The 18,633-nt window shown below is 58.1% G+C and carries 20 protein-coding genes; 11 read left to right on the top strand and 9 right to left on the bottom strand.

Going from position 1 to position 18,633, the window contains the following annotated elements:
• Nucleotides 1–146: 146 nt before the first annotated feature.
• Entirely contained in the window at nucleotides 147–1,565 is a 1,419-nt protein-coding gene (locus SJY13_RS02350) for a protein adenylyltransferase SelO (protein ID WP_377193539.1), read from the bottom strand.
• Nucleotides 1,566–1,651: 86 nt separating this feature from the next.
• Between SJY13_RS02350 and SJY13_RS02345 the strand changes: the two genes are divergently transcribed.
• On the top strand, nucleotides 1,652–2,071 hold the full coding sequence (locus SJY13_RS02345; RefSeq protein WP_377187202.1) for a cupin domain-containing protein: 420 nt from the start codon (nucleotides 1,652–1,654) through the stop codon (nucleotides 2,069–2,071).
• Between the two features lie 2 nt (nucleotides 2,072–2,073).
• Here SJY13_RS02345 and SJY13_RS02340 read toward each other — a convergent pair whose 3' ends face one another.
• Nucleotides 2,074–2,970: a hypothetical protein gene (locus tag SJY13_RS02340; RefSeq protein WP_377187199.1), complete on the bottom strand. Its 897-nt coding sequence runs from the start codon at nucleotides 2,968–2,970 to the stop codon at nucleotides 2,074–2,076.
• 85 nt (nucleotides 2,971–3,055) lie between these two features.
• On the opposite strand from SJY13_RS02340, the gene SJY13_RS02335 reads away from it, so the two are divergent.
• Nucleotides 3,056–3,967 carry a fatty acid desaturase gene (locus tag SJY13_RS02335; RefSeq protein ID WP_377187196.1) on the top strand — a complete coding sequence of 304 codons (912 nt, stop codon included), beginning with the start codon at nucleotides 3,056–3,058 and terminating at the stop codon, nucleotides 3,965–3,967.
• An 8-nt stretch (nucleotides 3,968–3,975) separates the two neighbouring features.
• Here SJY13_RS02335 and SJY13_RS02330 read toward each other — a convergent pair whose 3' ends face one another.
• From SJY13_RS02330 to SJY13_RS02320, 3 genes are all read right to left on the bottom strand, one after another.
• A complete protein-coding gene (locus tag SJY13_RS02330) occupies nucleotides 3,976–4,545 on the bottom strand; it encodes a hypothetical protein (RefSeq protein ID WP_377187193.1) in 570 nt (189 codons plus the stop codon).
• A 104-nt stretch (nucleotides 4,546–4,649) separates the two neighbouring features.
• The gene (locus SJY13_RS02325; RefSeq protein ID WP_377187190.1) at nucleotides 4,650–5,411 is read right to left on the bottom strand and encodes a hypothetical protein; all 762 of its coding nucleotides are present in this window, start codon (nucleotides 5,409–5,411) and stop codon (nucleotides 4,650–4,652) included.
• 33 nt (nucleotides 5,412–5,444) lie between these two features.
• A complete protein-coding gene (locus SJY13_RS02320) occupies nucleotides 5,445–6,506 on the bottom strand; it encodes an anhydro-N-acetylmuramic acid kinase (protein WP_377193537.1) in 1,062 nt (353 codons plus the stop codon).
• Nucleotides 6,507–6,770: 264 nt separating this feature from the next.
• On the opposite strand from SJY13_RS02320, the gene SJY13_RS02315 reads away from it, so the two are divergent.
• Both SJY13_RS02315 and tyrS read left to right on the top strand, forming a co-directional pair.
• Nucleotides 6,771–8,036, top strand: a complete 1,266-nt coding sequence (locus tag SJY13_RS02315) for an MFS transporter (protein ID WP_377187187.1) — start codon at nucleotides 6,771–6,773, stop codon at nucleotides 8,034–8,036.
• A 90-nt stretch (nucleotides 8,037–8,126) separates the two neighbouring features.
• A complete protein-coding gene (gene tyrS, locus SJY13_RS02310; protein WP_377187184.1) occupies nucleotides 8,127–9,419 on the top strand; it encodes a tyrosine--tRNA ligase in 1,293 nt (430 codons plus the stop codon).
• Between the two features lie 87 nt (nucleotides 9,420–9,506).
• On the opposite strand, the gene SJY13_RS02305 is transcribed toward tyrS, so the two are convergent.
• Nucleotides 9,507–10,403: a hypothetical protein gene (locus SJY13_RS02305; protein WP_377187181.1), complete on the bottom strand. Its 897-nt coding sequence runs from the start codon at nucleotides 10,401–10,403 to the stop codon at nucleotides 9,507–9,509.
• Between the two features lie 208 nt (nucleotides 10,404–10,611).
• Here SJY13_RS02305 and SJY13_RS02300 point away from each other — a divergent pair, with 208 nt between their 5' ends.
• Complete coding sequence (locus SJY13_RS02300) at nucleotides 10,612–11,367, top strand: 3-hydroxyacyl-CoA dehydrogenase (protein WP_377187178.1); 756 nt, start codon at nucleotides 10,612–10,614, stop codon at nucleotides 11,365–11,367.
• Between the two features lie 9 nt (nucleotides 11,368–11,376).
• Nucleotides 11,377–11,928, top strand: a complete 552-nt coding sequence (locus SJY13_RS02295; RefSeq protein WP_377187175.1) for a sugar O-acetyltransferase — start codon at nucleotides 11,377–11,379, stop codon at nucleotides 11,926–11,928.
• A 7-nt stretch (nucleotides 11,929–11,935) separates the two neighbouring features.
• Here the strand turns inward: SJY13_RS02295 and SJY13_RS02290 are convergent, their stop codons facing one another.
• From SJY13_RS02290 to SJY13_RS02280, 3 genes are all read right to left on the bottom strand, one after another.
• Entirely contained in the window at nucleotides 11,936–13,744 is a 1,809-nt protein-coding gene (locus SJY13_RS02290) for an ABC-F family ATP-binding cassette domain-containing protein (RefSeq protein WP_377187172.1), read from the bottom strand.
• 41 nt (nucleotides 13,745–13,785) lie between these two features.
• Entirely contained in the window at nucleotides 13,786–14,520 is a 735-nt protein-coding gene (locus SJY13_RS02285) for a GNAT family N-acetyltransferase (protein WP_377187169.1), read from the bottom strand.
• A 98-nt stretch (nucleotides 14,521–14,618) separates the two neighbouring features.
• Nucleotides 14,619–15,095 (bottom strand): outer membrane protein assembly factor BamE, encoded by a 477-nt coding sequence (locus tag SJY13_RS02280; protein WP_085820802.1) that lies wholly within the window; start codon nucleotides 15,093–15,095, stop codon nucleotides 14,619–14,621.
• Between the two features lie 83 nt (nucleotides 15,096–15,178).
• Here SJY13_RS02280 and SJY13_RS02275 point away from each other — a divergent pair, with 83 nt between their 5' ends.
• The 5 genes from SJY13_RS02275 (at nucleotide 15,179) to ihfA (ending at nucleotide 18,630) form a co-directional block, all read left to right on the top strand.
• Complete coding sequence (locus tag SJY13_RS02275; RefSeq protein ID WP_085820803.1) at nucleotides 15,179–15,715, top strand: YceD family protein; 537 nt, start codon at nucleotides 15,179–15,181, stop codon at nucleotides 15,713–15,715.
• 206 nt (nucleotides 15,716–15,921) lie between these two features.
• Entirely contained in the window at nucleotides 15,922–16,128 is a 207-nt protein-coding gene (rpmF, locus tag SJY13_RS02270) for a 50S ribosomal protein L32 (protein WP_037316137.1), read from the top strand.
• A gap of 22 nt (nucleotides 16,129–16,150) precedes the next feature.
• The gene (gene plsX / locus SJY13_RS02265; protein WP_085820804.1) at nucleotides 16,151–17,239 is read left to right on the top strand and encodes a phosphate acyltransferase PlsX; all 1,089 of its coding nucleotides are present in this window, start codon (nucleotides 16,151–16,153) and stop codon (nucleotides 17,237–17,239) included.
• A 20-nt stretch (nucleotides 17,240–17,259) separates the two neighbouring features.
• Nucleotides 17,260–18,231 carry a beta-ketoacyl-ACP synthase III gene (locus SJY13_RS02260; protein ID WP_377187163.1) on the top strand — a complete coding sequence of 324 codons (972 nt, stop codon included), beginning with the start codon at nucleotides 17,260–17,262 and terminating at the stop codon, nucleotides 18,229–18,231.
• Nucleotides 18,232–18,327: 96 nt separating this feature from the next.
• Nucleotides 18,328–18,630 (top strand): integration host factor subunit alpha, encoded by a 303-nt coding sequence (ihfA, locus tag SJY13_RS02255; RefSeq protein WP_037316145.1) that lies wholly within the window; start codon nucleotides 18,328–18,330, stop codon nucleotides 18,628–18,630.
• The last annotated feature ends 3 nt before the right edge of the window (nucleotides 18,631–18,633 follow it).

Genomic DNA, 18,633 nt, shown 5'->3' with positions numbered 1-18,633 from the left:
ATCAATCGCCTCCACTCGAGTTAGGTCGGGAACAGGTCCAACACAGCACGCACATGCCAATAGAGAAATCAGCGACACCCTTGATGTTTTCATGGGGCGACCTTTCATGCAACACCTCGGCTAGGGCAGTTAAAGTTGCAATTTCTTTAAGTCCCACAGAAGGTCGCATGCACAACCTCGCCTTCGGTCGGTGGGCGCGTCAGGTCCAGCGCATCCAGCTGATCCTCAAAAGGACGAGCCAGCACCGTGTTCAGCCGGTGGAAGGGTGTATAGTCGCCCTGCACTGCCGACTGTATCATCTGCTCGATGCGGTGATTGCGCGGGATGAAGGCCGGGTTTGCCTTGGCCATGACCGCCGAAGGGTCTTCTTCCCGTGCCAACCGCGCCTGCCAACCCTCAGCCCATTGGTCAAAAGCCTGCGGGTCGGTGAACTGATCGCGCGCCGCGTTATCGCCCAGCGCGCGGAAGGTGTTGGTGAAATCGGCTTGGTTTTGCGCCATGCGGGTCAGCAGGTTCGAGATCAATTGCTGATCACCGTCTTCCTTGGTCGTCAGACCAATTTTGGCCCGGAACCGCGTCTGCGATTCCGTCTGCAACAAGTCGGGCATGGCGTGAACAATCTCGGTTGCCTCTTCCACGGCGGCGTCTTTATCTTCGGCTTGCTGGATCAGCGATGTGGCCAGCTGCGCCGCATTCCACACCGCAATGTCAGGCTGGTTGGAATAGGCATAACGCCCTGCTCGGTCAATCGAGCTGAAGACCGTGTTTGGATGATAGCGGTCCATGAAGGCGCAGGGGCCGTAGTCAATCGTCTCACCGGCAATGGAGCTGTTATCCGTGTTCATAACCCCATGGATAAAACCAACGCTCATCCATCCGGCAATCAGCCGTGCCTGCGCCGCGACCACGGCTCGCAACAGGCCCATCGGCCCTTCGGCGCCAGGGTAATGGCGGTCGATGGCATAGTCTGTCAGCCTGCGCAGACTGTCCAACTGACCGCGCGCGGCAAACACCTGAAACGTCCCCACGCGCAGATGGCTTTGCGCCACGCGGGTCAGAACGGCACCGGGCATTGGGCCCTCGCGCCGCACGGTCTCGCCGGTTTCCACGGCGGCAAGCGCCCGTGTTGTGGGGACGCCCAGCGCATGCATCGCCTCTGACACGACATATTCGCGCAGCACTGGCCCCAGCCAGGCACGCCCGTCGCCCTGCCGTGAAAACGGCGTCGGGCCAGAGCCCTTCAGCTGAATGTCGCGGCGAATACCATCGGTGCCGACCGTCTCGCCCAACAAAACCGCGCGCCCATCCCCCAGCTGAGGGTTATAGTTGCCGAACTGATGGCCTGAATACAGCTGCGCAATCGGCTCGGCCCCCTCGGGCACCTTGTTCCCTGCAAAGGCCTCGGTCATCTCATGCACATCCCCCGGCGTGACCCGCAGTATCTGCGCCAGAGAGTTGTTGAATGCGATCAGCTGCGGCGCGCGCACTGGCACAGGGCCCTGGCGGGCGTAAAAGCTGTCCGGCAGTCGGGCGTAGCTGTTGTCAAACGGGATGTTCAGGGTCATGTGCCAAACATATTCCTCATGCGCGCGAATACCATAGCGGATCACGCCCTCGCGTGCATAATCGTCCCGAAATTGCGAGAGGCCCCATGACCGCACAACAGATCATCGCCCACCTGCGCCTGCAAAGTCACCCCGAGGGCGGCTGGTTTCGTGAAACATGGCGGGCCGATAACGCAGGGCGCGCCAGCGGAACCTGTATCTATTTCCTGCTGCAAGCGGGGGAAAACAGCCATTGGCACCGCGTCGACGCAACTGAGATCTGGCTGTATCACGCCGGTGCCCCTCTGATCTTGTCGCTCAGCGATACCGATCGGGGTCCGGCAATCGATCACCTGCTGACCCCCGATTTGTCACAGGGCTCTCCACAGGTGATCGTGCCGAAAAACCACTGGCAAACTGCGCGCTCAACCGGTGATTACACTCTGGTCAGCTGTACGGTCTCACCCGGGTTCGAATTCGGTGGCTTCACGCTGGCCGATCCTGGGTTCGATATTCCGCGCGGCTGAGGTCAGCTGTCTGACAGATAGCTGAACGGCCACAACCTGCCTTTCAGGCTCCAGCTCAGGCCAAAGGCAACCAGTGCCAAGGCTTCGAACCAGAAGGTTAGGTTATTCATGTCCCACCATTTGATGATAGCGGGCTTGTCACTCAGGAAAATAGCCTTGATGGCAAGTGCCGCAATCGCAAGCAGGATCAGGCCTCCAAAAAGGTAATACCCAGCGTTGCGCCACCACTTGAGGGTCGAGACCTCGTAGCCGATATCCGTCTTGGACCCGCGTGCACGTTTCGATTGCGGCCGAGTGAAGACAAAGATCGAGAAATAGGCCAGCACCAGAAACATCCCCGCCGCCGAAATGAAATGCAGATTGAGAAGGATCTTGTTTGTCACTCCGGTCTGAGCCCAGAAATCAAAGGAGATTTTGCCGGTCACTGCGGCAGAGCTCAGACCATGGCCGCCCTGTGTATCCAGCAGGAAGACCCGCGCGGTAGCGTCATTGAACATTTCGCAACCGGTACCGCTTGTGGGGAAGAAGGCCACGCCAAGTGCGCAAAGTCCGGCAATCCGCAACAGCCACATATCCAGCGGTTTGTGCCCCAGATAGCCGTCAACATCACCCGTCGTACCGCTCCAATTGCCCGGCAACCTGTAGAAGAACAGCAGCAGCACTCCGATAAAGCTGAGCGCTCCGACCAGTATATCGCCGCCCACACGGGTGTAATAATAATGACTTATCGAATCGATAGAGGCGCAGGCATGGCCCAGTTTCCCTGCCAGAAGAAGCGCAAATGGCAGTCCCAGAGCAACGGCCCCAACCCCTTTGTTCACGGATCTCAGGCTGATGCGAAAAGGCAGACCACTGTTTGAATGTGCTTCCAGCGCACGGGCGTTCTGTTCAGAAATCATGTCACAACTCCAATCAGAATAATCAAATACTGAAATTATCCGGCAGAACGGCTTTTGAAACAAGGCTTGCCAACTGTCATTTGGCTTGTCAGGCTACGCCCGTACCATGGATCACCACGCCGTCACCGCATCCCTCTCGCCGGAGGTCAAACACCGACTCCAGCAACGCTCGAACCGGGCCGGGCTATGGCATCTCGGGCTTTATCTATTGACGCTGATCGCTCTTAGCATTGCCATCGCGATGCGGGTCCCGCTCTGGCCGCTGCTGATCCTGCCACAAGGTATCCTGCTGGTGTTCCTGTTCACCCTAAGCCACGAATGCACCCACAAGACGCCGTTCCGATCTGCCTGGTTGAATGACGCTATCGGGCATCTGGTGTCGGTTCCGATTGCCCTGCCCTTTACGTGGTTTCGCTATTTTCACTTGGCCCACCACAAATGGACCAACCACCCTGACAAGGACCCCGAACTGGATGGAAAACCCAGGCCCAACAGCTGGCCCAGCCTGTTGATCTATCTCAGCGGCTGGCCCTATTGGCACAGCATGGCCGACGTTCTGGTGCGAAATGCGTTTGGCCGGATCGGTGCCCCCTACCTACCCGCGCGCCGGCACCGCGCAATGCGGATCGAGGCGCGGGTTTTGCTGGTGCTCTATGCCCTGGCCGCCGCAATCCTGTTTTACACGCCCGTCCTGTTCTGGCTCTGGCTGCTGCCAGTGTTGACCGGCCAGCCTGTTCTGCGACTCTATCTGCTGGCCGAGCATGGCCTGTGCCCCCCGGTCGCCAACATGCTGGAAAACTCGCGCACCACCTTCACCAACCGGATCGTCCGGTTTCTGGCCTGGAACATGCCCTACCACGCCGAGCATCACTCATTTCCCAATGTCCCCTTCCACCAGCTACCGGCGCTGCATCACTGGACACAGGCGCATTTGAAGTCGACCTCTGAGGGGTATTCTGCGTTTACTAGTGACTATGTGCGGACGTTAGGGCGCTGAAACGCAGTTTAGTTATCTTCTGGCAACACTTTGATCCGCAACCAAGTCAGCCCCAAGTGTACCCAATCCCCTTCCCGTTTCGCATCGGCCAGAAAAGTTGGTTCCCAATCAAACGCAAGCGTAAAGAACCCGATTGGCTGAATGCTCTCAGACGACCCGGCCGCTTCGGCGTCGCGGGCCGATGGCTCCGCTGGCGGGTTGGCAATGTAGGCCCTGTAAGCAGCTGACAGAGTATTGTCGTCTTGATCATCTGCATACAAGAATCGGACGTTTTCCATTCGCCCAACGCCCAAATCGCCATTGGCGGCGACGTAGCATTTTCGTACCAATAGATGCTGTTTGTAGGCACATCCCAAGACAGAGACTTTGAGTGACAACGTCAGGTTTTCTTCCGCAATTGCCTGGTCAACGACGTTCGAATGAAAAAACTCTGACCCAATTGCCTTGACGGTCATTTTTTTAAACTCATCAATTTCGACGGAAAGCCGCACTGGGTGGAAATGCTCGGGACAGCTATACCCAGCTTTGGTTGGGTCCAATCTGTTCAAGACCGCCGTAATATTGTCGAAAGCCCGCACATCAACGTCCCATCCTTTGGCCGATGCGATTTGCGCCAGGGTTAGGAACATCAGGCTAAGCATTGCAACCCGGACAACTGCCAGAGTGGTTTTCAAGCGCCACTTCATGGCGTCGGGCGCTCTTCGGTAACAGCGACTTCGCCATGTACAATCAGACTTACAAGCAACTGCTGATCGCCACGCTCAGGGATGAGCGGAACAGCGACATCGTTCAATTCGAAAGACAATAAACCGACTTTGTTAGCTTTTTGGCCAGAGGATTTCCTGACCTTGGGAATCACAATCTGCTTTCCGTCATGTGAAACCTGTTTCCAGCTTCGGTAACTTACTGTCCAACTCAGTTGTGTTGCAAACGCCTGGTGATGCAGCAGTGTGAACGCCCCAATCGTGCCCGAGACAGTATATTCCGCTCCCACAAAAGTGGGAAAACCTTCGTAATCGCAAAAGAACAATGACCCCTGAAATGTCAGGTCGGTCAATTCTTCTTGCTGCGGTCTACTCACAAAACCTTTGGTAAACCGTGCTGTTGAGACAGTCTTTTGCCAGGATTCCTTAGGTTTGTTATTTTCCAAAGTTCCATCGCGCCGCACCACGACCGAGTTTGTGTTCAGTTCGGTCTGGCGAAAAGGCGCGGATTCGTAACTGTTTGGGGTCAGATCAACAGACAATTCGACGACAACTGGGCTCTCAGGATGAGCGCAAGAAAATCGTGTTTCCGATTTCAAAGCTTCAAAAGAGGCGGCCACCAAACGCACTCTCAGTATCAAGTCGCTTGGTTGGCTTTGCGCAATGGCCTCGGTCGCACCGAACGCCATGCACGCGGCGAAAATTGACCTTAGATCATCGAATAAATACTTGACTATCATGCCAAAATTATAGCTCTCAAATTCGGTTCTTCGTCATCGCATCACACCACTTACCACACCACCGCCCACCAAAGCCTTTACCCCAGTCGTACCCGGGCAGGACGTCGGCAAGCCGCGCGCGACGCGGACGGCGAGATAGGCGAAGGCCTGCGCCTCAAGCATGTCTCCGTTCAGGCCGACGGTCTCGACCGGCTCGACCGGGCAGTCGAGCGCGACGCGCAGCATCTCCATCAGCACCGGGTTGTGTCGGCCGCCGCCGGTGACCAGAACGCGGGCGGGGGGTTTGGGGCAATGCTCCATCCCCTGCACGACGCCTGCGGCGCACATGCCGGTCAGGGTGGCAACAGCATCCGCATCCGTAAGCTCCTGCACCAGCCTGATCATCTCGGCAAAGTCGTTGCGGTCCAGCGACTTCGGCGGCATGCGGTTAAAGAACGGCTCGGCCAGAAACAGTTCCAGCGCGCCGGTCTCGACCGTGCCACCGCGCGCAATTGCGCCATCGCGATCCATTGGCAGACCAAGGCGGGCCTGCATCAGGTCATCCACTGGCGCATTGGCGGGGCCGGTGTCAAACGCCAGTAGAGCACCGGGATCCTCGGGGCCGTCAAAGCTGGGGTCCACATAGGTCAGGTTCCCCACCCCGCCGAGGTTGAGGAAGCACAGAGGCTCGTCTGCTTTGATCCATTTGGCACAGGCAAAGTGGAAAAACGGGGCCAGCGGCGCGCCTTCGCCGCCCATGGCCACATCGTCGCTGCGGAAATCCCAGACAACCGGGACGCCCAGTGCCTGCGCCAGCCCCTTGCCATCGCCCACCTGCAACGTCCCAAGTCCGCGCGGGTCATGTGCAAGGGTCTGACCGTGAAAGCCGATCAGGTCGATCTCTTCAAACTCGGACATGATCTCGGCATGGGCAAAGGTGACCAGTTCAGCGGCCTTATCCACCGCAGGCCCGTACCACTGGCCAAGGCTGCTCCGCAAATCGGAGCGTTCAGAATCTGTATAGGGGCGATAGTCACTTGGACCGAAGCCAAGAATCCGGTGCCCATCCGTTTCAACAATGGCCGCGTCGACACCGTCCAGCGACGTGCCAGACATCGCCCCAAGGGCCCTGATAGCCCCGACTTTCCTGATGGCCCGGTTCACGCTCACCTCATTGTTCTTGTGTTCAACCGCACCGATTGACGGCGGCGACGCGCTCAACCTGCCTTTTTACCGCCCCCCAAAGCAAGCGACATCCTGCGCCAGAAGTGCAATTTGGGATCACATGCGCGCCTTAAACCACAGATGGCCAGCTGAACAGTTGCAGACAATCTCTGCCTGAGTAACGATTGCGGAACATCTTTTCCGCAGCGAACAGCCATGGTTGACACACAAAGCCCAAAACCACCCTCGGACGGTCGGAATTATCAGCTGATCTTTTGGTCAGGATCTCTGGCTACCATTGGCGGACAATTGGTTAATCCCAATCTGGTTCTGCCGTTCCTGTATCTGGCTTTAGGAGCGCCCACGTTTTTCGCAGGGATGTTGCTGCCTTTCGTCACCGGATCTCGCCTGATCGCCGAGATATTCGTGTCGCCCTTCATCAACAAGGTCACCCGCGCGAAGCTGGCGGTGTATGTCCCCAATATCATGACGGCGGTCATTCTGTCAGTTGTTGCTCTGCTCGCAACGGACTTACCAAAAGTACTGATTGTGCTGTTGTTCCTGACCACAGCGACCGTCATGGGATTATGTCAGGGAATCGCCAGCCTTGGCACCAGCCAGATTTACGGCATTTCCATTCCCGATACGAAACGCAACCGCATGGTGTTCGCGCAGGCCACCGTCTCGGGCATTCTGGCTATTCTGGTGGTTTGGTTGACACGCGACTTACTGGCTTCGGACCAGCCCATGCAACGCCATATCGTGGTTCTGTGGTGCGGTGTCTTTGCCATGTTTGCCGCCGGCATCAGTTTTGCCGGGGTGCGCCTGCTTGAGGATGAAGCAGCCCCTGCACCCGCGCCCAAAAAGAAACCCCACCCGCTGGCCGAATTGGCAACCGGGTTCAAGACCGGCATGGCTTATCCGTGGTATCGAAAGTTCCTGACCGCGCGACTGATTTTTGTCTCGGTTGAACTGGCCATGCCGTTCTATACGATCCACGCCGCGACATTTCATGTCGGCACCAAACACTCGCTCAGCTATTTTGTAATCGCCGCCAGCCTAGGGATGGTGATCGGATCGATCCTATGGGGGTGGCTCAGCGGGCGGATCTCTGTCAAGCCGGTGATGTGGCTGGGTTGCCTGATCTCGGCCCTGTCCGCCGTTATGGCGCTGATCTTTACCTATTTGGGCTATGCGCAGGATGTGTGGCTATACGCGCTGATTATTTTGCTGCTTTCGCTTGGCGGCAATGGGGTGATCTATGGGCGCTATCTTTACATCATCGACATGACTTCTGAGAAAGAGCGCCCCTATCTGGTCGCACTTGGTGATGTCAGCGCCGGGTTAGTCGGTATGGTGTTTGCTGCGATCCTTGGGGCCGTGGCCCATCTGCATGATCCGGTTACACCAATCATCGTGCTGGCCGCATTGAACCTGCTCGCGATGCTCTACGCCTTTCGCCTGCCCTCGACCAAAAGCTGAAACATGCAGGTTTAAATTGGCAAAGGTGCCTTTTACTTAGCAATGCACGGTCCTATACACAGCCCCGCAACATCAATCCCGAGGCACGATATGACCTACCACCCCAAATCGGATTTCATCGCCACGATGATCGAGCGCGGCTTTCTCGCCGACTGCACCGATTATCAGGGCCTTGACGAGACGCTGATCAGCGGGTGTCAGTCGGCTTATATCGGGTTTGATGCCACGGCGCAGTCACTGCATGTGGGCAGCCTGATCCAGATCATGATGCTGCGCTGGTTCCAGAAAACCGGCCATAAGCCGATCACCCTGATGGGCGGCGGCACCACCAAGGTGGGCGATCCGTCTTTCCGCTCGGATGAGCGCCCCCTGTTGGGCCCGGAACAGATTGACGCCAATATTGCGGGCATCAAAAAGGTATTCTCGGCCTATATCGACTATGACACCGACGCTGAAAACGCAGCGCTGATGCTGAACAACGAAGAATGGCTGGACGGTCTGAACTACCTCGATTTCCTACGCGACATCGGGCGGCATTTTTCGGTCAACCGGATGCTGTCCTTTGAATCGGTGAAATCGCGCTTGGACCGCGAGCAATCGCTGAGCTTCCTCGAATTCAACTACATGATCCTGCAGGCCTATGACTTTCTGGAACTGAACCGTCGCTATGGCTGTGTTCTACAGATGGGCGGCAGCGATCAGTGGGGCAATATCGTCAACGGTATCGACCTGACCCGCCGGGTGCTGGATCATGAGATCTACGGCCTGACTTCGCCGCTTCTGACCACCAGCGACGGCAAGAAGATGGGCAAGTCGCAGGACGGCGCGGTCTGGCTGAACCGTGATATGCTCTCGACTTTTGATTTTTGGCAGTTCTGGCGCAATACCACCGACGCGGATGTGGGACGGTTTCTGAAGCTCTACACCGAACTGCCGATAGAGGAATGCGACCGTCTGGGCGCGCTTGCAGGTTCTGAAATCAACGAAGTTAAGAAAACGCTCGCGGACGAAGTCACCACTCTCTTACACGGCGCCGATGCTGCAAAGGCTGCAAGAGCCACGGCCGAGGGAATATTTGGTACGATGACCGGGAAAGAAAAAGGTAATGATACTTTTTCGGCGGCTGGATATGTGAGTGCTCTTCCAACCTTGACACTAACGAAAGAAGAACTCGCCGAAGGCATCTCGATCGTTCAACTGATCGTGAAATCCGGGCTCGCCAAGTCCGGCAAGGAGGCCAAGCGCCTGATTGCTGAGAATGGTGCCAAGTTGGACGGCGCGCCTCTGACCGATGCAGGACTGATGATTGACGCGGACGCGTTGTCCTCGCCAATCAAACTGAGCGCGGGCAAGAAGCGCCACGCGCTGGTTCAGATGGGCTAAGGAAAACACTAGGAAGAACGGTATACGGCCACCCCTTTGGGTGGCCGTATACTATTTCAGACTGTGCAGTCGATTAGGGTGGGCCAGCTAGTGCTTTCCACCTTTGCCTCCCTTACCGCCACCTTTACCGTCGCCACCTTTACCGCCGCCGTGGCCCCCTTTGCCATCGCCGCCTTTGCCGCCGCCATGGCCACCTTTACCACCGCCTTTTCCGTCGCCGCCGTTGTGGCCACCGTTGCCATGACCGCCGCCGCCATTGCCGTTCCCGTTATTGCCACCGCCGTTACCGGTGCCCGGTCCCGATCCGCCATTATTGCCGCCGCCGTTGCCGGAGTTTCCGTTGTTCCCGTTCCCATTCCCGGGACCACCGTTGCCGCCGCCGTGGCCGCCATTGTTTCCGCCGCCATTGTTGCCGCCGTTTCCGCCGCCATTGTTGCCGCCGTTACCGCCACCGCCATCGCCGGGATCGCCACCTCCGTCACCGGGATCGCCGCCACCGTCACCGGGATCGCCGCCACCGTCACCGGGATCGCCGCCACCGTCACCGGGGTCACCTCCGCCATCGCCGGGATCGCCGCCTCCGTCACCGGGAGCGCCACCTCCGCCGCCAGACCCGGTGCCACCACCGCCATTGTCAGGGTCGGCCTGGGCAAACTGCTCATTGCTACGGGCCTCACCGGGAATCTCTGCTGCACCAATCGACCCCGTTGGCTGATCGGTCAAAAGCGAAGCCAGTCCCGGGCATTGTGCTGTGGTATTGCGCAACGTCGTTGCGAAATCTGACCGGGTCTGCAGACGCTGCAAAAAGCTGGGTGTAACATGTGTACAATCACACATCGCCTGATAGTCCCCACGATTTGCCGCATCACGCGCCGTCTTCGCATTGCATACTTCCGGTGCAGCTGCCGCGCTGGTCGCGCCGATCACGGCCAGGAAGGGCGCGGCCACCAATGCAGACATACCCAGTTTCATACTCTTACCCATAACGTTCATCTCCTTACACAGCGCCCCCTCGACGCTTTACATCTCTGCTCTCGATGTGAGACTCGCGCATTAAGCTAAGCTAAAGGCCATCTGAGAAAACCTTGAGAAACCGCCTCAAACCCAGAAAACCAACGCAAATCTTGTGGACAGCGGCTAAATCTGCGAATTAAATGAACATACGTTCAAATCCCGATTGAAGGAACCTGCCATGCAATTGTCCACTACAGCCGCGATCATCACCGGCGGCGCCTCGGGGTTGGGCGAGGCCACCGCCCGCCATTTCGCCGCACAGGGCGCGCAGGTCACTATTTTAGACCGAGATGCCGAGCGCGGAGCGCAGGTTGCAGACGAAATCGGCGGGCATTTCGCGGAAACGGATGTTACGGATGAACCCTCTGTCGCTGCGGCAATTGTGCATGCCAGAAACAAAATGGATCGGATCACCGCCACGGTGAATTGCGCGGGCATCGCTTATGGCATCAAAACCGTTGGCAAGGACGGCCCCCACCCTCTGGACGCGTTCCAGCGCACCATCGATATCAATCTGGTCGGCACATTCAACGTCTCGCGCCTGGCGGCCGCTGAAATGGCCAGGAATGAGCCCGAGCCCGACGGTGCACGCGGTGTGATCATCAACACCGCCTCGATCGCGGCTTTTGACGGCCAAAAGGGACAGGCGGCTTATGCGGCCTCAAAAGGTGGCGTGGTGGGGCTGAACCTGCCAATGGCGCGCGATCTGGCCTCGACCGGTATCCGGGTGATGACCATTGCACCGGGCATCTTCATGACGCCGATGCTGGCGGGTCTGCCCGAAGAGGTACAGCAGCAACTGGCCGCCGACGTTCCCAACCCTGCCCGTCTGGGCGATCCACATGAATATGGACGGCTGGCCGGGTTCATCGTTGAAATGGGCTACCTGAACGGTGAGGTCATCCGCATCGACGGCGCGCTTCGGATGCGCTAGGTCTGGCCGATGTCCGAGCGGGAAAAAATGCAGGCCGGGCAGTGGTATTGCTGTCTGGACCCCGAACTGGATGCGTTGCGCGCGCAGGCCCGGCGCGCGGTCCATGCGCACAACACCTGCGCGCCGGATGCACGTGGCGCGATGGTGCCCGAATTGCGGGCCCTGTTCAAATCAGTTGGGCAAGACTGCTTTGTCGAAGCACCGTTTCACTGTGCCTATGGATTGAACCTGCAATTGGGAGACCGGGTGTATTTCAACGCCGGCTGCGTGGTACTGGACACCGCGCCGGTTCGGGTCGGAGATGACACGATGTTTGGCCCCAATGTGCAGATTTACTGCGCGCAGCACGCCAAAGACCCGACCGAGCGCGCGCAGGGGTTGGAGATTGGCCTGCCGGTCACCCTCGGCCAAAACGTCTGGGTTGGTGGCGGCGCCATTTTGCTGCCCGGGGTTACGATCGGTGACAACGCCACAATCGGGGCTGGCAGTGTTGTGACCAAAGATGTCGCTGCCGGGGATACGGTTGTCGGCAATCCGGCGCGGCCGGTGAGACGTTCCTGAGCCGCGATTACGCGCCTTCGGATTTTTCTTCCAGAACCAGCCACTCTTCTTCCGCAACCGATAGTTTGTCCTGCCGTTCAACAAGGGCCTCAGTGGCCTTCTGGAACTTGACCGGCTCACGTGTGAACAGTTCGGGATCGGACATCAGCTGTTCGAGCTTGCCAATCTCGGCTTCAAGCCGCGCGATTTCGGCGGGCAGCTTTTCAAGCCGGTGTTTTTCCGAGAAGGACAGGCCAGATTTTGGCTGCTCCTCTAGCTTGACCTTCGGCTTGGAAGATTTTGTTTTTTCTTCCTTCTTCTGAGTTTCATCGCCTCGCTGGGCAATGTAATCCGACCACCCGCCCGCATAAACCGTGGCGCGGCCATTGCCCTCCATCGCGATTGTCGTGGTGGCCACGCGGTCCAGAAAATCTCGGTCATGGCTAACCAGCAGGACTGTGCCGTCATAATCGTCCAGCAGTTCTTGCAACAGGTCCAGGGTTTCGACGTCCAGATCGTTGGTTGGTTCGTCCAACACCAAAAGGTTCGAAGGCTTCGCCATCAGCTTGGCCAGTAGCAACCGCGCTTTTTCCCCACCAGACAGGGACTTAACGGACGCTCTTGCCTGTCTTTCGTCAAACAGAAACTCTTTGAGGTAGCCCACCACGTGCTTGGGCTGGCCACCGACCATCACCTGATCGGCCTTGCCCGACACCCGCATCTCGGGATCACCGGTCAGGCTGTCCCACAGGCTCATCTCTGGGTCCAGCTGTGCACGGGTCTGGTCGAACACGGCAATATCAAGATTGGTGCCCAATTTTACCGAACCCTCATCCGGCTCCTCTTGGCCCAGCAACATTTTCAACAGCGTTGTCTTGCCCACGCCGTTGGGCCCAACAAACGCTACGCGGTCACCGCGTTGCGCCAAGAGATCAAAGTTCCGGACGATCTGTTGCGCACCATACGATTTGGTCAAACCTTTGGCATCAATCACTTTTCGACCAGATTTCGGTCCGGATTCCAACGCCATAGCGGCCGAACCCTGACGTTTGATCTGGGCCGCTTTCTCGCTCCGCAAGTCTTGCAAGGCGCGGACCCGGCCCTGATTGCGTTTGCGCCGCGCGCTGATACCTTCGACGGCCCATCGGGCCTCGGATTTGATCAGGCGGTTCAGCTTGTGCCGTTGCTGATCTTCTTCTTCCCAAACTTTGTCGCGCCAAGTCTCGAACGCCTCAAACCCCTGCTCTTGCCGTCGCACGGCACCGCGATCAATCCACAATGTCGCGCGGGTCAAGGCGCGCAGAAAGGCCCGGTCATGCGAGATCAGCACAAACGCGGCTCGTGTTGATCCAAGCTCTCGCTCCAGCCATGCGATGGCCTCAATATCCAGATGGTTGGTCGGTTCGTCCAGCAACATCAGATCCGGAGCTTCGGCCATAAGCTTGGCCAAGGCCGCCCGTCGTCTCTCACCGCCCGAGGCGGTTTCGATCGGGCGTGAAGGATCGAATTTCAGTCCCTCACCGGCACGCTCGACCTTATACAACTCACCAGGTTCCAACCCGCTGGAGGCATAATCGCCCAAGGTGGCGAACCCTTCCATGCTGGGGTCCTGCTCCATGTAACCTACGGATTTCCCCGGGGGAATCACGATTTCGCCTCGGTCGGGTTCGACCAGACCTGCCATCACCTTCATCAGGGTCGACTTGCCGGACCCGTTCCGCCCGACCAGTGCAACACGGTCGCCCGGTTGAATCACCAGATCCAGCCCCGAAAAAACCGGATCGCCCCCGAAGGTCAGGGAAATGCCGGACATCTGCAATAAAGGAATTCTCGCCATGCCCGCCAGCTAAACCGGCAGGGCCAAGGCGTCAACGGCGATTACTGGGCCACCGACCTCAGCAGGCGTTTGCGGGCGGGTGGAATCGCTCCGATCTCGAGCCCGGTGAAGACGTGCAGCGTGTTCATATTCCGGTCGACCACCGCGTGATCACTGACCCAGCCGCCCATCATCAGATAAGTGCGCAGCAAGGGTGGCATCCGCAGCATCGCCTTTTTCGCATCCGGCCTGCGCCGCAGACGAGCCGCAAAACGGAACACATCCGGTGCCTTAACCCGAGGCAACCAGCGCTTGGGGCCCAGATGCCGGTGTTTCAGCATCGCAAAGGCATCCAGATACTCCGCAGTTTCAACCCCGGCAAAAGACGAACAGCCAAACAGCATCGCAACATTGTTCTGGTCGACATAAGCGGTCATCGCCCCCCAGGCGACGCGCAGGATATCCGGATCGTTCCAGTCTGGATGAATGCAGAACCGACCCATTTCGACCAGCCGTCCCTGAAAACCTTCCAGTGCGGACAGATCGTAGAACTGCGCCGAATAGCTGCGGTCAATCTCTGACCCGTTCTCCATTGTCAGCATGCGAAAGCAGCAGACCAATCGCCCGTTGTCGCGCGTATCTTCAACAAGGATATGTGCGCAGAGCAGGTCGAAATCGTCCTGATCTGTGTGGTCGGTCCCAAAGGCCAACGTGCGCAATTGCTGCGCCGCCCCTATGTCCTGCGCAGTTTGCGCAAGACGGGCGCGATACCGGCCTTTGCCAAGCAATAGTGCCATGGTCGCATCCTCCAAGGTTGCCGACCTGAATCATCTTGCTGTGTCCTTATCACAAGACGTGTGACCGTCCTGTGACCAAGGCAAGACCGGACGTCGAGTTAATTCGAAGCGCCCGGGATATTGGCTGGGTTAAAGTTACCGATGTTACCCAACAGCTGACGCAAGAAGCCTCGATTCTCGATCGTGGATTCGGTAATGCGACGGTCCAGCGGAACGACAATGCCGTCTTCCAGACCGAACCGTTCGATATTGCGCACCACTCCCCGGTCATCAAAGCTGATCGCGAGCAGTTCGCGCGAGACCACCTCGGGGCGCTTTGGTCCATAGTGGCGCACACGAGATCGGACGTAGTAAAAGCCTGAATCGCGCACCACACCCGAAGAACTTGGGGCGCCGACCGCCTCTTCGACGCTTTCGCGGGTGTCTACGCCGACCTTGATTTCGGCCAGATCCTCAGGGGGCGGTATGTATCCGTGATTCTTAAAGATGGGCGTACACGCCCCGGCCACTGCCAGGCAGGCCGCAAATACAAGCGTTTTCGACGCTGGTTTCAACCTGTTCACAACCTTCAACATTCACACCCTCTTGCCTTGGACCCTTGCGGCCCCTATCCGATACAGAAACCGCAGCCCCGGTTCAACACAGGAAAGGGTCACGAATGAGCAAGCTTACATCTCTGCGGGTGGCCGACCTGCCCCAAAACGCGCCAACCGCGTTCGAATTGCGCCCCGACGCACCGCGTTTGGACGCGATCAAAGAGGAGCTGGGCCTGTTAGGTCTGCGCAAGCTCAGCTTTGTCGGCAACGTACAAGCGCAGGGCAAACACGACTGGGTATTGCAGGGCAAACTGGGTGCGACGGTGATCCAGCCCTGCGTTGTAACGCTGGAACCGGTCACTACGCGGATCGAGACGCCCGTGTCGCGGGCGTTTCTGGCTGAATTGGATGATCCCGACGAACCTGAGTTCGAAATCCCTGAGGGTGACGATTCTGAGCCGCTTGGCCCCGTGATCGATCCCGCCCAGGTCATGATCGAGGCTCTGTCGCTGGCCCTGCCCCAATACCCGCGCAAAGATGGTGCTGAACTGGCGCAGGCCGATTTCACAGAGCCGGGCAAACAAGCTATGACTGACGAAGATGTAAAGCCCTTTGCCGGGTTGGCAGGATTGCGCGATGCGCTGAAAAAAGACGAGTGACATAGGTCTGTTTTCCTGTCATAGCAGGCCCTCAGAAAAATCGCTTGAACATGTCGAGAATCGCAGTATTTTCGCGCGCTCATCGGAATTTGGGTTGGACATTGCGGGGCCCGTCCCCTAAACGCGCGTCAAACCACGAGATAAACAAAGAATGAAACCCGGCCGACAGCGAATCTGTTGGCCCTTAGTATACAAAGGTTGAGACCATGGCCGTCCAACAGAACAAAGTTTCCAAGTCGCGCCGCAACAACCGCCGCGCACACGACGCTCTGGTTGCTGCAAACCCGAACGAATGCGCAAACTGCGGCGAGCTGAAGCGCCCGCATCATGTCTGCGCGTCCTGCGGCCACTACGATGATCGCGAAGTCGTCGCTCAGGCCGACGAAATCGACCTGGACGAAGACGCGGCCTAAGCCTTTAAAGCGCAGGCCAGGCATGACAGAACAGCCCACGCACACCGGACGGATTACCATATCCGTTGACGCTATGGGTGGTGACTCGGGGCCCGCTGCTGTTGTGGCGGGCATTGCCCAATCGGCAAGCAAGAACCCCGACATCGCGTTCGTCTTGCATGGACCTGAACAAGTGCTGAGCAAACTTGTCGCCAAACGGCGTGTCCTGCAGGGGCGCGTCGTTTTTCGTGATTGCCCCGATGTGGTCACGATGGAGGACAAGCCCAGCCAGGTTGTACGCAACGGCAAACAGACCTCGATGTGGTCAACGCTGGAATCAGTGCGTCAGGGCGAGGCCCATGGCGCAGTTTCCTGCGGCAATACGGGCGCGCTGATGGCGCTGTCGATGATGCGATTGCGCAAATTGCCGGGCGTGAACCGTCCGGCGATTGCAATTCTGTGGCCCTCGCGCAACCCGCAGGGGTTCAACGTGATGCTGGATGTGGGTGCGGATGTGCGCGCCGACGCCAAGGATTTGCTGCAATATGCACTGATGGGTGCCTCTTATGCCCGCAACGGCATGGCGCTGGAACGCCCGCGTATCGGCCTGCTGAACGTGGGCACCGAAGAACATAAAGGCCGGGCTGAGCTGAAAGAAGCGCATGCCATGATCTCGGATTTCGCGGATCGGGCCAGCTTTGACTTTGTCGGATTTGTCGAGGGCAGCGACATTCCCGGTGACAAGGCGGATGTCATTGTAACCGATGGGTTTACCGGCAACGTCGCCATCAAGACCGGTGAAGGCACCGCCAGCCTGATCGGAGACCTGCTGCGTCAGGCGTTCAAATACTCTCCCCTGTCGCGTTTGGCTTCGGTTCTGGCGATCACCTCGCTGCAACGTCTGAAAAAGCGCATCGACCCGCGCCGGGTGAACGGCGGGGTCTTTCTGGGCCTCAATGGGACTGTGATCAAATCCCATGGCGGCGCGGATGCAACCGGGGTCTCTGCGGCGGTTAAGCTGGCCTTTACCTTGGCGCAATCCGGCTTTGCCGAAAAATTGGCCGCACGGGTTGCATCGACCGCCGAGCTTGCACAAGATGCCGCACACGCTCCGCCAAAGGCGGGCGAATAACAAAAAGGCAGTACCCCAGCATGGCAGGCCGTTCAGTTGTCGTAGGCGTCGGACACTATTTGCCGGAACGTGTGGTTCCGAATTCTGAATTCGAAAAGACGCTTGATACAACGGATGAATGGATCCGGACCCGCTCGGGAATCGAACGCCGCCACTTTGCTGCCGAAGGTGAAACCACGTCGGATATGGCCACCAACGCGGCTGAGGCTGCACTGACGGATGCAGGGCTGACAGCAAACGACGTTGACGCCATCATTCTGGCTACATCAACTGCTGACCTGACCTTTCCTTCCGCCGCCACAATGGTGCAATCGCGCCTGGGCATGACCAAAGGCTTTGCCTTCGATGTTCAGGCCGTGTGCGCCGGGTTCGTTTATGCGCTTACCAATGCAAACGCACTGATCCTGTCCGGTCAGGCAAAACGTGTGATGGTGATCGGAGCCGAGACGTTCTCTCGAATCATGGATTGGACGGATCGGTCGACCTGCGTGTTGTTCGGAGACGGGGCTGGTGCCCTGATTCTTGAACTGCAAGAGGGCGAAGGCACTCCGGATGACCGGGGGATTCTGGCGACAGACCTGAATTCCGACGGGCGTTACAAAGACCTTCTTTACGTTGATGGCGGCGTTTCGACCCAATCCACCGGGCATCTGCGGATGAAGGGCAATCAACTGTTCCGTCAGGCCGTCGAGCGCCTGACCTCGACCGCAGAAACCTGTCTGGAGAAGGTCGGACTGGGTCACGAAGATGTGGACTGGATCGTGCCGCATCAGGCGAATATCCGTATTATTCAGGGAACGGCCAAGAAATTGGGCGTCCCGATGGACCACGTTGTGGTCACCCTTCAGGACCACGGCAACACGTCGGCCGCATCGATTCCCCTGGCGATGTCGGTTGCCAAGCAACGGGGCCAGTTCAAGCAAGGCGATCTGCTGGTGACCGAGGCCATCGGGGGCGGTCTGGCTTGGGGTTCAGTCCTCTTGCGGTGGTAACAGGCACAAAACGGCTTACACACCCGCGCGCAATTCATTGATATTGACAGCGAATTTGCCCTGGCCCTATGCTCTGCTATCAACAGGGGAATTGGCATGAGCGATAAAACACTGACCCGAATGGATCTGAGCGAAGCCGTCTTTCGCGAAGTGGGCCTGTCCCGCAACGAAAGCGCGCAACTGGTTGAAAGCGTTCTGAACCATATGTCTGACGCCCTGGTGCGCGGCGAACAGGTCAAGATATCGTCTTTTGGCACCTTCAGCGTTCGGGACAAGACCGCCCGTATCGGTCGCAACCCCAAGACCGGCGAAGAGGTTCCTATTCAGCCCCGCCGGGTTCTGACCTTCCGCCCGTCGCACCTGATGAAGGATCGCGTCGCCGCAGGGAACCGTAAGTAAGAT

The organism is Ruegeria meonggei, assembly GCF_042768335.1.
Taxonomy (GTDB): domain Bacteria; phylum Pseudomonadota; class Alphaproteobacteria; order Rhodobacterales; family Rhodobacteraceae; genus Ruegeria; species Ruegeria meonggei.
This window is presented reverse-complemented; position numbering and strand designations above follow the sequence as displayed.

What these genes read in the sequence shown, in the direction of transcription:
- SJY13_RS02260 (WP_377187163.1), top strand. Translation starts at nt 17,260, where the DNA reads ATGGCAGGCCGTTCAGTTGTCGTAGGCGTCGGACACTATTTGCCGGAA.
- SJY13_RS02345 (WP_377187202.1), top strand. Translation starts at nt 1,652, where the DNA reads ATGACCGCACAACAGATCATCGCCCACCTGCGCCTGCAAAGTCACCCC.
- tyrS (WP_377187184.1), top strand. Translation starts at nt 8,127, where the DNA reads ATGACCTACCACCCCAAATCGGATTTCATCGCCACGATGATCGAGCGC.
- SJY13_RS02305 (WP_377187181.1), bottom strand. Translation starts at nt 10,403, where the DNA reads ATGGGTAAGAGTATGAAACTGGGTATGTCTGCATTGGTGGCCGCGCCC.
- SJY13_RS02300 (WP_377187178.1), top strand. Translation starts at nt 10,612, where the DNA reads ATGCAATTGTCCACTACAGCCGCGATCATCACCGGCGGCGCCTCGGGG.
- SJY13_RS02295 (WP_377187175.1), top strand. Translation starts at nt 11,377, where the DNA reads ATGTCCGAGCGGGAAAAAATGCAGGCCGGGCAGTGGTATTGCTGTCTG.
- SJY13_RS02325 (WP_377187190.1), bottom strand. Translation starts at nt 5,411, where the DNA reads ATGATAGTCAAGTATTTATTCGATGATCTAAGGTCAATTTTCGCCGCG.
- SJY13_RS02340 (WP_377187199.1), bottom strand. Translation starts at nt 2,970, where the DNA reads ATGATTTCTGAACAGAACGCCCGTGCGCTGGAAGCACATTCAAACAGT.
- SJY13_RS02280 (WP_085820802.1), bottom strand. Translation starts at nt 15,095, where the DNA reads ATGTTGAAGGTTGTGAACAGGTTGAAACCAGCGTCGAAAACGCTTGTA.
- SJY13_RS02290 (WP_377187172.1), bottom strand. Translation starts at nt 13,744, where the DNA reads ATGGCGAGAATTCCTTTATTGCAGATGTCCGGCATTTCCCTGACCTTC.
- SJY13_RS02350 (WP_377193539.1), bottom strand. Translation starts at nt 1,565, where the DNA reads ATGACCCTGAACATCCCGTTTGACAACAGCTACGCCCGACTGCCGGAC.
- rpmF (WP_037316137.1), top strand. Translation starts at nt 15,922, where the DNA reads ATGGCCGTCCAACAGAACAAAGTTTCCAAGTCGCGCCGCAACAACCGC.
- ihfA (WP_037316145.1), top strand. Translation starts at nt 18,328, where the DNA reads ATGAGCGATAAAACACTGACCCGAATGGATCTGAGCGAAGCCGTCTTT.
- SJY13_RS02315 (WP_377187187.1), top strand. Translation starts at nt 6,771, where the DNA reads ATGGTTGACACACAAAGCCCAAAACCACCCTCGGACGGTCGGAATTAT.
- SJY13_RS02320 (WP_377193537.1), bottom strand. Translation starts at nt 6,506, where the DNA reads ATGTCTGGCACGTCGCTGGACGGTGTCGACGCGGCCATTGTTGAAACG.
- SJY13_RS02285 (WP_377187169.1), bottom strand. Translation starts at nt 14,520, where the DNA reads ATGGCACTATTGCTTGGCAAAGGCCGGTATCGCGCCCGTCTTGCGCAA.
- plsX (WP_085820804.1), top strand. Translation starts at nt 16,151, where the DNA reads ATGACAGAACAGCCCACGCACACCGGACGGATTACCATATCCGTTGAC.
- SJY13_RS02275 (WP_085820803.1), top strand. Translation starts at nt 15,179, where the DNA reads ATGAGCAAGCTTACATCTCTGCGGGTGGCCGACCTGCCCCAAAACGCG.